The 14,096-nt window shown below is 62.6% G+C and carries 13 protein-coding genes; 6 read left to right on the top strand and 7 right to left on the bottom strand.

Annotated features, from left to right (window positions below):
* The 6 genes from ACW4E8_RS40600 to ACW4E8_RS40575 all read left to right on the top strand — a co-directional run.
* On the top strand, nt 1–278 hold a 278-nt coding region (locus ACW4E8_RS40600), incomplete at its 5' end, for a zinc-binding dehydrogenase (RefSeq protein WP_456809630.1).
* A 48-nt stretch (nt 279–326) separates the two neighbouring features.
* Complete coding sequence (locus ACW4E8_RS40595; RefSeq protein ID WP_456809629.1) at nt 327–2,516, top strand: alpha-ketoacid dehydrogenase subunit alpha/beta; 2,190 nt, start codon at nt 327–329, stop codon at nt 2,514–2,516.
* A 77-nt stretch (nt 2,517–2,593) separates the two neighbouring features.
* Nucleotides 2,594–3,841, top strand: coding sequence for a pyruvate dehydrogenase complex dihydrolipoamide acetyltransferase (locus tag ACW4E8_RS40590; RefSeq protein WP_456809628.1), 1,248 nt, complete (start codon nt 2,594–2,596; stop codon nt 3,839–3,841).
* 10 nt (nt 3,842–3,851) lie between these two features.
* Nucleotides 3,852–5,249, top strand: a complete 1,398-nt coding sequence (lpdA, locus tag ACW4E8_RS40585) for a dihydrolipoyl dehydrogenase (RefSeq protein WP_456809627.1) — start codon at nt 3,852–3,854, stop codon at nt 5,247–5,249.
* Between the two features lie 84 nt (nt 5,250–5,333).
* Complete coding sequence (gene gabD, locus ACW4E8_RS40580; protein ID WP_456809626.1) at nt 5,334–6,782, top strand: NADP-dependent succinate-semialdehyde dehydrogenase; 1,449 nt, start codon at nt 5,334–5,336, stop codon at nt 6,780–6,782.
* A 160-nt stretch (nt 6,783–6,942) separates the two neighbouring features.
* Nucleotides 6,943–7,746, top strand: a complete 804-nt coding sequence (locus ACW4E8_RS40575) for a 5-deoxy-glucuronate isomerase (RefSeq protein WP_456809625.1) — start codon at nt 6,943–6,945, stop codon at nt 7,744–7,746.
* A 138-nt stretch (nt 7,747–7,884) separates the two neighbouring features.
* On the opposite strand, the gene ACW4E8_RS40570 is transcribed toward ACW4E8_RS40575, so the two are convergent.
* The 7 genes from ACW4E8_RS40570 to ACW4E8_RS40540 all read right to left on the bottom strand — a co-directional run bounded on the left by ACW4E8_RS40570 (nt 7,885) and on the right by ACW4E8_RS40540 (nt 14,094).
* The gene (locus tag ACW4E8_RS40570) at nt 7,885–8,202 is read right to left on the bottom strand and encodes a hypothetical protein (protein ID WP_456809624.1); all 318 of its coding nucleotides are present in this window, start codon (nt 8,200–8,202) and stop codon (nt 7,885–7,887) included.
* A gap of 172 nt (nt 8,203–8,374) precedes the next feature.
* A complete protein-coding gene (locus tag ACW4E8_RS40565; RefSeq protein WP_456809623.1) occupies nt 8,375–9,535 on the bottom strand; it encodes a porin in 1,161 nt (386 codons plus the stop codon).
* 167 nt (nt 9,536–9,702) lie between these two features.
* Nucleotides 9,703–11,028: an MFS transporter gene (locus ACW4E8_RS40560; protein WP_456809622.1), complete on the bottom strand. Its 1,326-nt coding sequence runs from the start codon at nt 11,026–11,028 to the stop codon at nt 9,703–9,705.
* Between the two features lie 84 nt (nt 11,029–11,112).
* Nucleotides 11,113–12,081 carry a Bug family tripartite tricarboxylate transporter substrate binding protein gene (locus ACW4E8_RS40555; RefSeq protein ID WP_456809621.1) on the bottom strand — a complete coding sequence of 323 codons (969 nt, stop codon included), beginning with the start codon at nt 12,079–12,081 and terminating at the stop codon, nt 11,113–11,115.
* Nucleotides 12,082–12,190: 109 nt separating this feature from the next.
* Nucleotides 12,191–13,225 (bottom strand): Ldh family oxidoreductase, encoded by a 1,035-nt coding sequence (locus ACW4E8_RS40550; RefSeq protein ID WP_456809631.1) that lies wholly within the window; start codon nt 13,223–13,225, stop codon nt 12,191–12,193.
* Nucleotides 13,222–13,923 (bottom strand): GntR family transcriptional regulator, encoded by a 702-nt coding sequence (locus tag ACW4E8_RS40545; RefSeq protein WP_456809620.1) that lies wholly within the window; start codon nt 13,921–13,923, stop codon nt 13,222–13,224. Before ACW4E8_RS40545 ends, ACW4E8_RS40550 begins: the two co-directional genes overlap by 4 nt.
* Nucleotides 13,924–13,929: 6 nt before the next feature.
* Nucleotides 13,930–14,094, bottom strand: coding sequence for a hypothetical protein (locus ACW4E8_RS40540; protein ID WP_456809481.1), 165 nt, complete (start codon nt 14,092–14,094; stop codon nt 13,930–13,932).
* Nucleotides 14,095–14,096: the final 2 nt, after the last annotated feature.

Here is a 14,096-nt window from a genome sequence, read left to right as displayed (position 1 = left end):
TCAATATCGCCCGCCTGGGCGCCAACACCGGCCCGCTCGACATGAGCCTGCTCTGGCTCAAGCGCCTGAAGCTCATCGGCGTGACCTTCCGTACCCGCACCGAAGAAGAGCGCCTCGAGTGCATCCAGGCCTGCGCACGCGACATGCTGCCCTTCCTGCACCAAGGACGCGTGCGCCTGCCCGTCGATCGCACCTTCGCCATGACCGATGTCCTCGCCGCTCATGTCTACATGAAGCAGGACCAGCATGTCGGCAAGATCGTGCTGCTCGTGGACTGAGCCGAAGCAAGTCCTCAACAGATTCTTTTGCAATAAAGGATACGCAACATGTCACAACGTATCGCGATGCAGCCCGGCGCCGAGTGGGTCGAACTGCGTACTACCGATGAAGACTGGGCCCGCGCGGACCCGGCGGTGCTCGGCACCCTGCTCTGCCACATGCATCTGATTCGCGGCTTCGAAGAAGCCGTCCTTGAACTAGCCGGTGAAGGGCTGGTACACGGCCCCGCACACTCCAGCATCGGCCAGGAAGGTGGCGCCGCCGGCTCCATTGTTCCCCTGACCGGCGCTGATCACATCAACGGCTCGCACCGCGGGCATCACCAGTTCGTCGCAAAGGCACTAGGCTATCTCGCACCGTCCGGCATCGATCCGCGCGCCCCTCTGGCGCCGGAGGTCAAGGATATGCTTCAGCGCACGCTGGCGGAAATCCTCGGCCTGGCACAAGGCTATTGCAAAGGCCGCGGCGGCTCGATGCACCTGCAATGGACCGAAGCAGGCGCGCTCGGAACCAATGCCATCGTTGGTGGCGGCGTGCCGATGGCCGCGGGGTCAGCATGGGCGCACCGCCACGCCGGCACCGATGCTGTCGCTGTCACCTACTTCGGCGACGGCGCGGTGAACATCGGCTCGGTGCTCGAGACGATGAACCTGGCCGCCACATGGAAGCTGCCGCTCTGCTTCTTCATCGAGAACAACGGCTACGCAGTCTCCACCACGCTGGACGAATCCACCAGCGAGACACGCCTGTCTGCACGGGGTATGGCCTTCAACATTCCGAGCTGGAAGGTGGATGGCATGGATCCTCTGGCGGTCTACCTGGCCACGCAGGAGGCACTGGCTCATATGCGCGCCGGCAAGGGCCCCGCCATCATCGAAGCCGAGGTCTACCGGTATTTCCATCAGAACGGCCCCTTCCCTGGCAGTGCGTTCGGCTATCGCAGCAAGGAGGAAGAGCAGCAATGGCGCGGGCGTGACCCGCTCGAGCTGGTCGCTCGCCGCATGGAGGAATTGAAGCTGATTACCGCGGAGGAAGTCGCTGCCCTGCGCGAACGTGTTCGCCAGGCAATGCGGGAAGCCATTGCCGCGCTGACCGAGACTGATCCGTCCGGCAAGTCCGGCAAGCGCAGAATCCGGCCGGAGTTGTGGCCGAGCCCGGACTTCTGTGACGTCGGCATCCGCAGCGACCTGAATGAGTTGCAGGATGTCCGCTATGTCGAGGAAGACCAGTTCTCCGGCAAGCTGGAGAAGCGCAAATTCATCGATGTCGTGGCAGACGTCATGCATCGGCGCATGGAGACGGACCCCTCCGTCGTCGTGATGGGCGAGGATGTTCACCGCCTGAAGGGCGGCGTCAATGGCGCCACGCGAGGGCTGCGCGACGCCTTCCCGGGCCGTGTCCTTGGCACGCCGATCTGCGAAAACGCATTCTTCGGGCTGGGCGGCGGTATTGCCCTGGATGGCCGCTTCAAGCCCGTTGTCGAGTTCATGTACCCGGACTTCATGTGGGTGGCGGCGGACCAGGTCTTCAACCAGATCGGCAAGGTTCGCCACATGTTCGGTGGCGAGAGCGACATGCCGCTCGTGCTGCGCACCAAGATCGCCATGGGCACCGGGTACGGCTCCCAGCATCTGATGGATCCAGCCGGCATCTTCGCCACTTGCCCCGGTTGGCGCATCGTTGCAGCGTCCACGCCGTACGACTACGTTGGCTTGATGAACACCGCGCTCACCTGCAAGGACCCGGTGCTGGTGATCGAACACGTGGATCTCTACAACTCGACGGGTATCGGTCCGGTGGACGACCTGGACTACCACCTGCCAGTCGGCAAGGCAGCGGTACGGCGCTCCGGCGCCGAGGTGACGGTCATCTCCTACCTCTCGATGGTCGGCCACGCACTCGAAGCCGTGGAGCAGTCCGGTATCGACGCCGAAGTGATCGACCTGCGCTGGCTGGACCGCGCAAGTCTTGACTGGGACACCATCGAAGCCAGCATCAAGAAGACCAACAATGTGCTGATCGTCGAGCAGGGCGCCCGTGGGACTTCGTACGGCGGATGGCTGGCAGACGAAATCCAGCGACGTTACTTCGACTGGCTCGACCAGCCGGTGCAGCGCGTCACCGGCGCCGAAACGGCGCCCAGCATTTCCAAGGTCCTGGAGCGTGCCGCTATCGCCCGCACCGAGGAGGTCCTGGAAGGCCTCAAGCGGGTGATGTACGAAAAGGGCACCGTTTGAGCGATCCGGCCAGGACGCTCCAACATCAGTAGTTCGGAACCTACCGGCCCGGCTTTCCGGGCCGAGGAGATTTTGATATGGCTATCCTATTGCGCATGCCCGGTGTGGCAGCCAATGCCACCCACGCCACGCTGCAAACGTGGACCAAGAATGAAGGCGATGCAATTGCCATTGGCGATTGCATCGCGGAAATCGAAACAGAGAAGGCCGTGGTCGAGCTCAATGCCGACACTGCCGGCATCATGGGCCGTCTCCTGTGCCAGGCGGGGGAAGACATTGAAGTCGGCGCGCCGATCGGTGTCGTGCTGATCAATGGCGAAACGAGCGTTGAAATTGACGCCCTAATCGCTTCGGCCCGTGGCGACAGCGAAGCCGCCGCCCCGCAAGCCGAAGAAACACTTGAACCGGCAGTCGCACACGCCACTGCAAGTGAAAGTGCCGCGCCGGCGCAATCGGCTCGCGTCTTCGCCAGCCCGCTGGCGCGCCGTCTCGCCCGCCAGCACGGCCTTGATCTGGCCGGCCTGAAAGGCAGCGGCCCCAACGGTCGGATCGTGAAGGCCGACGTGGAGCATGCCATGGCCCGCCCCGTGCAGGTCAAAGCTCCCACCCCGGCTACCGCCGCTGCTCCGGTCGAATTGAAGGCAGAAGCCTTTGCGGAAATTCCGCACAGTGGCATGCGGCGCACCATCGCACGGCGCCTGAGCGAGAGCAAATCTACCATCCCGCACTTCTACCTCACGGCGGACTGCCGGATGGAACGACTCCTGGCCTTGCGCGAACAAGTCAACGCCGGCGCATCGCGCAAGATTTCCATCAACGACTTCATCGTGCGCGCCGTCGCCGTTGCCCTGCGCGAAGTGCCGGACGCCAATGTCGGCTGGACCGACACGGCAATGCGCCAGTACAAGGCGGTGGATATCGCGGTAGCGGTCTCCACCGACACCGGCTTGATTACCCCCATCGTTCGCTCGGCAGACCAGAAGCCCGTCTCCACCATCAGCGCCGAAATCGCCGAGCTCGCAACCCGCGCAAGGGCCGGACAATTGCGCCCGGATGAATACCAGGGCGGCTCCTTCAGCGTCAGCAATCTCGGCATGTATGGTGTCGGCGAATTCTCCGCCATCATCAATCCGCCCCAGGCGGCCATCCTTGCCGTTGGGGCATGCCAGGCCGCTGCAGTCGTGGAAGACGGACAGATCGTCGTCGGGCAAGTCATGCGCTGCACGCTGTCGGTCGACCATCGCGCCATCGACGGCGCCCTTGCGGCGCAGTGGCTCGGCGTCTTCAAGCGCCTGGTGGAAAATCCCCTGTCAATGCTGATCTGAGGCGCGAACCATGGCCAACTCCTCGTTTGATTTGATCGTGGTGGGCGGCGGCCCCGGCGGCTATGTGGCCGCCATCCGGGCCGCCCAGCTCGGCATGAAGACCGCCCTCGTCGAAAAAGCGCAACTTGGTGGCGTCTGCCTCAACTGGGGCTGCATTCCTACCAAATCGCTCCTGCATTCCGCGGATGTGATGCGCACCATCAGGCACGCAGAATCGTTCGGCGTACGCGCCAGCGCGCCGTCCGCCGACCTGCCAGCCATGGTGGCCCGCTCCCGCGCGGTCGCCTCGCAACTCAACAAGGGCGTGACGCACTTGTTGAAGAAGAACGGCGTGACAGTGCTGATGGGTCACGCCCGTCTGGCCGGTCGCGGTCGCCTGGAAGTGACGGAGCCGGATGGGAAATCCCGCGTCATTGCGTCCGGGAATATCCTCCTTGCGACCGGTGCCCGTGCGCGTCAATTGCCGATGTTCCCCGTCGACGGCAAGACGGTATGGGCCTATCGCGAAGCGCTGACGCCGCCATCGTTGCCCAAGCGGATGCTGATCATCGGCGCGGGTGCAATTGGCGTCGAATTCGCCAGTTTCTATCACGCGATTGGCGTCGCCGTCACCGTCGTCGAAATGGCCGACCGCATTCTTCCGGTGGAGGACCACGAGATCTCCGCCCAGGTGGCCACCAGTCTGTCGCGCGACGGTCTCGTGCTCCATACGTCGACCACGGTCCAATCTGCGCAACGCAACGCCTCGAGTTGGACGGTCGAACTGAAAGGCGCGCAAGGTAGCAGCAAGGTCGAAGCGGACGTGGTGCTGGTGGCGGCGGGCATCGTGGGGAATGTGGAAGACCTCGGCCTCGAGAACACCGCCGTCAAGGTAGAAAAGACGCACATCGTGACCGACGCCTATGGCCGCACCGACGAGCCCGGCGTATATGCCATCGGCGACGTCGCCGGCCCGCCCTGGCTGGCGCACAAGGCCAGCCATGAAGGCGTCATCTGTGTCGAACGCATTGCCGGCCTGCAGCCTCACACGCTCGACCCTGCGCGCGTTCCCGCTTGCACTTACAGCCATCCGCAGGTAGCCAGCGTCGGCCTCACGGAAGCCCAGGCCCGGGAACGCGGGCTTCGGATCAAGGTCGGCAAGTTTCCGTTCGTCGCAAATGGCAAGGCGATTGCCATGGGCGCTACAGAGGGCCTGGTGAAGGTCGTGTTCGACGAGAAGAGCGGAGAACTACTCGGCGCCCATATGGTGGGCGAGCATGTGACCGAGATGATTCAAGGCTATGCGATCGCCCAGACGCTTGAAACGACCGAGGAGGACCTTATGGCGGCTGTCCTACCTCACCCCACGATGTCTGAAGCCATGCACGAAGCTGTGCTGGCTGCCTACGGCCGCCCGCTGCACATCTGATCAGGACCTTGCGATGGCAGTCAGGGACTTGCCCCCTGACTGACCCGGACCGGATCCGCGTCACTTTGGATTTATCTAGACACCATGCTGAACCTACAAGACAGCTCGCTCCTGCGCCAGCAGTGCTACATCGATGGCCAGTGGGTCGATGCCGACAACCATATTGAAGTTACCAACCCGGCCACCGGCGAGCGTGTCGGACGAGTGCCCGCCCTCGGCGCCGCGCAGACTCGCCAGGCCATCGAAGCAGCAAACCGTGCCCTGCCCGCGTGGCGCGCGCGCACTGCCAAGGAGCGCTCCGCGCTGCTGCGCAAGTGGTTCGATCTGCTGCTGGCCAACCAGGAGGACCTTGCGCGCATCATGACGGCGGAGCAAGGCAAGCCGATCGCCGAAGCGCGCGGTGAAATCGCCTATGCCGCTTCCTTCATCGAGTGGTTTGCCGAGGAAGGCAAGCGCATCTACGGCGAGACGATTCCGGCACCGGTCACGACCCAGCGCCTGGTCGTCACCAAGGAGCCGGTGGGCGTATGTGCCGCCATTACCCCGTGGAACTTCCCTGCTGCAATGATCACCCGCAAGGCAGCGCCGGCGCTGGTGGCCGGCTGCACCATGGTGCTCAAGCCGGCCTCGCAGACGCCGCTGACGGCGCTGGCATTGGTCGCACTTGCCGAGCGTGCGGGCATTCCGCCCGGTGTGCTGTCGGTGGTCACCGGTTCCGCCGGGGCCATCGGCGACGAGCTGTCCAGCAACCCGCTGGTGCGCAAGCTTACCTTTACGGGCTCCACCGAGGTCGGCCGCAAGCTGATGGCGCAGACGGCGTCCACCGTCAAGAAGGTCTCGATGGAGCTTGGCGGCAATGCACCGTTCATCGTGTTCGACGATGCGGACCTCGACGCGGCAGTGGAAGGCGCAATCGTGTCGAAATATCGCAATGCGGGTCAAACCTGCGTGTGCGCCAACCGGCTGTACGTGCACAGCAAGGTCTATGACGCGTTTGCGGAGAAGTTCGTCAAGGCGGTCCACGCACTGAAGGTGGGCAACGGCATGGATGATGGTGTCCGCATCGGGCCGCTGATCGACGACAAGGCTGTGGCCAAAGTCGAAAAGCACATTGCGGATGCCGTGTCGAAAGGCGCCAATGTCGCGCACGGCGGTCAGCGCCACGCGCTCGGGCAGCATTTCTTCGAACCGACCGTGCTCACTGGAGTAACTGCCGACATGCTGGTCGCCCGGGAGGAGACCTTCGGACCGCTGGCGCCGCTCTTCCGCTTCGAGACCGAGGAGGAAGTCATCGCGATGGCGAATGACACGGAGTTCGGCCTGGCCAGCTACTTCTACGCCAGGGACCTGGGCCGTGTGTGGCGGGTCTCCGAGCGGCTCGACTACGGGATGGTCGGGGTCAATACGGGACTCGTGGCCAACGAAATGTCGCCTTTCGGCGGTGTCAAACAGTCCGGTGTCGGCCGCGAAGGCTCGCACTACGGCCTCGAGGAGTACCTGGTCATCAAGTACACCTGCATGGCCGGCATCTGACCGGCAAGGCAAGCCATCGTCCCATTTCGCGCGGCACCGGATTCCACGATGCCGCGCGAGCCTCTGGCCGGCATGGGGTGTCAGTCAGCCCAGCACCAATCCTCACGCACACAACCGCTTGACCGTCCCCCCTGTCGTAGCAATACACGGAGACAGCACCATGTCGCATCACTTCCTGCAAGTCGGCTCCGCCGCAGGTCTCAATAAGCTCGAATCGCACACCTGCACTCAACTGGAGTTCTCCCGACTGCTGCTCGCGAAAGGCGAGCGCTACAGCGGTAGCGTCGCACCTGACCGCGAGATCTTGCTCGTCGTTCTCTCCGGCACCGCACGTGTCGAAGTCAACGGGACGGTCTTTGAGCGTGTCGGCAAGCGGCCCAATGTCTTTGCTGGGCCCGCACACTGCGTTTATCTGCCGCGCGGAAGCTCGTTCACCGTGAGCGGAATCACGCAGGTGGATGCGGCGCTCCCGTCGGGCCCGTCTTCGCTCTCCATCGAACCGTATGAAATCCGGCCTGAGGACGTCAGCACCGGGAAATGGGGAACCCTGAACTACACGCGGCAATTCCGTGAGATCCTGGTCGAAACGGATGGAAGGCCCGCCTCCTCCCTGATCGTGGGCGAAACCGTGACCCCGTCCGGTAACTGGAGTACCTATCCCCCGCACAAGCACGAAGGCACCTCTGCCGGTGAGGCGAACCACGAGGAAATGTACTACTTCCGGGTCGCCTCTTCCGATGGCTTCGGCATCGCCCGGCACTACAGCCCGGAGCGCGATTTCGACGACACCCATATCGTCCGGGACAACACCCTGCTTTCCATCCCCTACGGCTATCACACCTTCGTTGCCGCGCCGGGATCAGCCAGCTACTACCTCTGGTTTCTCTCCGGCGACGGCCGCGCGCAAGGCGTCGCGCTCGATCCGAAGCTGGGCTGGCTCCAGAACGTTCCGGGCATGGTATAGCGGAGCCACGGCACCCGAACTCGTTCGAGCTCGTTCGCGGAAAGCACTGCCGCACACCCCGGAAGCTGGATCTCCATCCGGCTTCCGGGGTGTTTTTTTGGGTAAGGTCAATGGCCCGGAGAAGCCAGGGACGCCCTGCTACTCCTCCGTGTTGCCGCGCAGCAGGCTCAGTGATCTGCGAATATAGTGCGCCGCCAGCGCGGTGAAGATCAGCGCGGTAGCGGCAGACCGCTCCGGCACTCCCCTGTCAAGCACGAGATAAAAGGCGGCCGTGTAGCCAATCCATAGCAGGACGACACTCCACGCCAGCCCCGCAATGCCCGCCTTGCCGCGCACGCGCAGCTCTCTTGACCCGCCTGCCTCCCGGTCCGAGAGGATCGCCCAGAGTCCGAGCAGCACGAGTACCGTGGCCACCGACCACAGCGCTTCCGTGGAAATCAGGGGATTCTCTGCCATGCTTGCTCAAGTCAGTTCTGGCCGCGCGCAATGGAAGATCCTCCCGTGGCAGCGCCAGGCGTTGTTTGCAACGTGTCCCGTTCACCTGCTTGAGAGGCCGCCATAAAAAAAGAACCCGGGCACAGCGCCCGAGTTCAACACGGAGCCATGCCTCCGCTCCGAGGGAGGATCCTCAGAACCGGTGACGAATACCCATCGCGGCACCGAACATCGTGCTCTGACCATTGGCGAGGGCGTAGCTGTTGCCCAAGGCCAGGCTGCTGGCGTAACCGTTCACGGCGGAATCAAGCGTCAGCCCGGCATTCTTGGCGAATGCGGTGGTCAGGTAGACGTCGGTTCGCTTGGACAGCGTATAAGTCCCGATCAGGGCAATTTGCCAGGGGTTGGGGACAGAGGTGCTCCCGAACGCGCTCTTGACGTTGTCGTAGTCGTACTCGACGGTGAGTCCGAAAGCCGGAGTTACCTGATAGTTACCACCGATGAAATAGAAGTCATCGCGTTTGATCACGACGTCGTTCTGGCTCCTGTTCTGGCCCCAGCGATAGCCGCCCATCACCTTCGCGGCGCCGAAGGCGTAACTCGCTGCAATCGCCGCATTCTTGAACGTTCCACTACCTGTCCCGATGGTCGGATTGTATTGGTCGTATGCCGCGCCGATGCCAAACGCGCCAGCCACGTAGGTTACGCCCGCACCGTAGGCAGTATCCCGACGGAACTGCCCGGGAATTTCCCCGCCGCCACCAAAGGCAGAGCCCAAAGGTCCGGATTGTGGGATCGTCAGGCCGGTACCAAATGACCAGTGAGCCGACATCGACACCGGACCGAACGTGCCTTTGTATTTGACAGTATTGTCCTCGCGGAAATTCGGCCCCAGCAATATCACCGAAGGCTCGTACTGGGTGGCGTAGGCGGCTGGCACGAAGTTGGCCATGGTGTCAAATATCGACGTGTATTGCCGACCGAAGGTGACCTGTCCGTATTGGCTTTGCAGGCCAACATAAGCCTGGCGGCCGAACATGCGGCCACCCTGTTGGGAGGTGCCTGTATCTACGTTAAACCCGCTTTCCAGTACGAACACCGATTTCAGCCCGCCACCAAGTCCCTCCTCCCCGCGAAGGCCCCAACGAGAGCCAGAAAGGGCGCCGGAGTTCATACGGTAAACCTTCTCGCTTGGGCCAGGATTGAAGCGGTTGGCTGCCGTCGGCACGGCACCGACATGGTTGACGAATTCCACCGCAGTATCGGCCACGCCGTAAAGCGTGATGCTCGATTGCGCCCACGCCGTCGCGGTAAAGGCGAGCAGCGAGGCAAACGCAGCGCGCTTGACTGCCATATTCGATTTCCTCCTTGTTATCTTCATTTTTGTATACCCTAACCCAGTCTTCGGTTGCCTCCAGAGTTCGCGTGGAGGCTGCGCGCTCGCCCCGGACGGGAGCTACTTCGACAAACTCGGCTGTGCCGTGTTGCACGGCACAGCTTTCGATTCGCGTGCGCTCCGGCTTATGACAAGCGACGGCCCAGCGTTTCCGGCACCATGGCGAGTCCGATCAGTGAGATGACTCCGCAGCCGATGACATAGAGGGCCGGCGCATTGGGGTTTTGGGTAACTTGCATCAAGATCGTCGAGAACATCTGTGCAAAGCCCCCGAACACTGCAATGGCCACGTAGTAGGTCACCGACATGCCCACTGCCCGAATCCGCTGCGGCAGCACCTCACTGACGAGCACCATCGTGGCAGGAGACGTCATCGCCATTGGCACGGCCAGAATCGCCGTGACCACCAGCAGGCACGTCAGGGTAGGTGTCCGATTGAGAATCGCGAAGGCCGGATAGATGGCCACCAGAAGTGTGATTCGTGACCACCAGACAACCTTGCGACGGCCAACGCGGTCACAGAGCCATCCCGAGATCGGCGAAAGTACGACAAGCGCAATGGTTGCTACAACGCCGGCCCACAGAGCATCCGAGCGCGGCATATGCAACTGGAATACCGCGTAATTGGCGAGATAGAAGGAGATGACGTGAATGGCGACTGCCAGGCCCATCATCAGCAGGACGCCTGCAACCAACTCCCGCCAATGCTCCCTGAGCAGACTGCCGCTGCTGCGCTTTTTCGAGGCCGCATTCCGCTCCGTAGGAAGCGTTTCCTCCAGACTGCGCCGAATCACCTGACCGATCGGAATCACCAGGATGCCGATCAGGAAGGCGATGCGCCACCCCCAGGACTCGAGTGCCCCTGGCGAAAGGGAGTGGCTGAGCGTCAAAGCCACCAATGAGGCCATCAGGCCGGAAATGCCCTGACTGGTTGCCTGCCAGCTCGTGTAGAAGCCGCGCGATCGTTCATCCGCGTACTCCAGCAGCATTGCACTTGCCGACCCCATCTCGCCGCCGATGGCGAAGCCCTGAATCAGGCGGGCCAGCACCATAAGTATCGGTGCGAGCACCCCAAGCTGAGCGTACGGCGGCGTCACCACCAGGATGAGCGCACTGAATGCCATCAGCCACATGGAGAGAAGAATGGCTGGCTTGCGGCCTACGCGATCGGCGTATGCGCCAAGGACGAGGCCGCCGATGGGTCGCATCAGGTAGCCTGCACCGAAGGTGCCGAACGACAGCAGCAACTGCCCAACCGGATCCGCGACCGGAAAATAGAGGGGAATAATCAGCGTCGCGAAGAAGTTGTAGACCCCGGAGTCGTATAGCTCCAGAGCACCGCCAAAGGTAATGGCGGTGATGGCAGTTGCCTTATTCGCCGGCTTCTTGGTGGCCTGCCCGGGATCGACATCTGCGTCGATGCGTACTGTTGTGGTGGAATCCGTTGGCACTCAATGTCTCCTGCTCATCTTTTAGAAAATATATTGATTCCCGATTTTCGGAATCATTGATATAGCGTTGCCTTTGGCCGGCCGCTAATTAATGCGAATGCCGGACTGCTTGATCACTCCAGACCACTTCCTCTGCTCCGCCACGATGAATTCGGAGAACTGCCCGACCGAACTGCTGGCTGGCTCGTAGCCCTTGCTGAGCAATTGGTCGCGTACCGTCGGCGTGTTCATGATCTTCACGATCTCACCGTTCAGGCGGGTCACGATTTCCTTCGGGGTGCCAACCGGCGCCACAACGCCATACCAGTCGCCCGCATCAATGCCTGGATACCCTGCTTCCGTCATGGTCGGTACGTCTGGCAGCGCCGAAGTCCGCTGCTTCCTGGCTACAGCGACAGCCCGCAGTTGGCCGGATTTCAGGAAGGGAAGTACGACGGGCAAGCCATGAAACATCATCTGGACATGGCCGCCGACCATGTCGGTGAGAGCCTGGGGAGCGCCTTTGTATGGTGCGTGGACAATATCGAGTCCAGCTATGTACTTGAACATTTCCCCGGTCAGGTGCTGCTGTGTTCCCAGGCCCGTCGATGCATAGGTGAATTGGCCAGGCTTTGCCTTGGCTTGCTCGACGAGTTCCTTCACCGATTTGGCAACATTGTTGTTAACGACAAGAACAAAGGGCGAGCTGCCAAGCAGGCTGACCGGCGCGAAGTCCTTCGCAGCATCGAACGGCAGGCTGCTGGCATTGATCGTCATCGGAGTGGTCGCCAGGAGGAGGGTATATCCGTCCGGTGCGGCTTTCGCCACGGCCACGGCCCCGATGTTTCCGCTCGCCCCGGGCCGATTGTCCACGACCACCTGCTGCCCAAGGCTAGCCGAGAGCTTTTCCGCAACGGTGCGTGCGATGAGATCAACGCCGCCGCCAGCGGGGAATGGAACGATCAGCTTGATTGGCCGGTTAGGGTACGTTCCTTGTGCCACAGCGCTTGTGGCGCCCGCTGCAAGGGCAAGCACGCCTAGGGTTCTTCCAATACGATTCAGTACGGAAGTCATCTTTGTCTCCTTCTGGGTCTTCTGATGCGCCACGGTGAAAGTACCTGCCTCTTCTATGAGTTGACGTGGACCTGCCCACATTGCAGGTATGTCCAGCCGTCGTTGGTGACTAGTCCGGGAAGGCAATGCCCAGCCGACTGCCAAGTTCGCGAAGCTCGCTGGTAACCGGATCGGGCAACGTGATGCCACGCTCGCGCCCTTCGCGCTCCAGCGCTTCGCCGCGGTGGCCCGGCAGTCTTGCCTGCTTGCCACCTGCGGCAAGATAGGTGTCGCTCCACTGCGCCATGTAATCGGCAAAGAGGGAACGCCCGGCAAACGCCTGCGGCTTGACCAGCCAGACGAAGCCGCCCTGTCGGCCAACCGCGCCTCCGCTCTTGATATCGTTGTTCCCTGGCGCCAGCGCATCGGCCGTGGCCGTCATGGCGCCGGCGAGGCACTCCACCATCATGGCAATGCCAATGCCCTTATGTCCGCCGGTCGGCAACAGGGCGCCGCCGAGTGCCCGCTGCGCGTCGGTGGTGGGCTTGCCCTCGGCATCCAGCGCCCAATCGGAGGGAATAGGCTTGCCTTCACGAGCAGCCAGCAGGATGTGGCCGCGAGCGGCCACACTGCAGGCCACATCGAAGACGATGGGGGCATGTCCGGGTAACGGAGAGCCGAAAGCGATCGGGTTGTGGCCGATCGCCGGCCGCACAAATCCTTCCATCGCGAGCACAGGCGGCGTGCGCTGTCCGACTATGCAAAAGGCACCTGCCTCCGCGGCCATCAAGGCATAGACGCCCAAGGCACCAAGATGCCCGCACGCCTGTACGGCAACCAGTACCGATGCGCTGGACTCCAGTGCCTGCAGCCCCAGGTGCACGGCATGCAGGCCGGCGATCTGCCCCATCGCGCCATCGGCGTCGAGCACGATGCCCCCCGGGAAGCTGCGGTGAGTCATCGCTGCGTCCGGATTGAAGTCGCCTGCGCGCAGACGGTCGACGTAGGACGGCACGCGTGTCAGGCCATGGGTCTTGTAGCCCCGCAGCTCGCTGCGCACCAGGACGGCAGCAGCATCTTCCGCCGCATTCTGCGCAAGTCCGCAGGATTTGAAGACGTCTGCTGTCCAACGCTCAAGCGACGTGGTACTCAATTGGATACTCATGCGGATTTCTCCCATACGATCATCAGCCGTTCCGGAAACGGAGCGCAGTAGACCGCCTGGTAGTAGAGAGGTTGGTCGCCCATGGTGTAACCCTGCGTTTCCATCGCAATTGCCGGCTGTTCGGGGTCGAGGCCCAGCTCATTAGCCACCATCGCCGGCGGCAGGCTGAAGCGCATCCATTGGTCCACTCGCGGTGTCGGCAGCGAAAGCTTCCTGCCGATCAACTCGCGCAGGTTCCTCTCCGCAGCTTCCTGTTCCGTGCCGCCAAGTTGCGCAACGTCCTCCTCGCGCAACCAGCATTCGCTGTACAGATCGAACGAACCCCCAATATTGACGCCACGTTCGATACGCACATACTGGCCTTCCCCAAGGAAGTCCGACCACGGCCCCTTGCGCCTGGTGCGCTTGGCCGAGCGCGTGAAGGCATGGAACGACACAGCCTTGCCCCCACGGTCCCGGAAGCGCAGGTGCCGCAAGTCGGCGGGAGCGGCGGCGTCGGAAACGAAAGTGCCGCGACCCTGCTGCCGCTTGATCAGGCCGGTCTGGCACAGACGGATCAAGGCCTTCTGGACTGTGCCGACACTGACGCCATGCGCCGTGGCAAGCTGCCCTTCCGATGGAAGTCGGTCGCCCTCACGCATTGAGCCGGACGCAATGGAGCGCATGATCGCGTCGGAAACCTGGATCAGCTTTGTCATGACGACTCAGATGCTCAGCGCGAAGCGGCTGATGGCCGTTTCCCGCACGTCGAGGATCTCGCTGGTCAGGCGCGTGCCCGACGCCACGTCCAGCGCAAAGTCGTATAGACGATCCCCCAGCTCGGCGATCTTCTCGCCGCGCTGCAGGATCCCGCTCGCATCGAAGTCGATGT

Source organism: Cupriavidus sp. CP313 (assembly GCF_054072015.1).
Note: the sequence above shows the minus strand (reverse complement) of the source record. Positions and strands in the feature narration are given on the sequence as shown.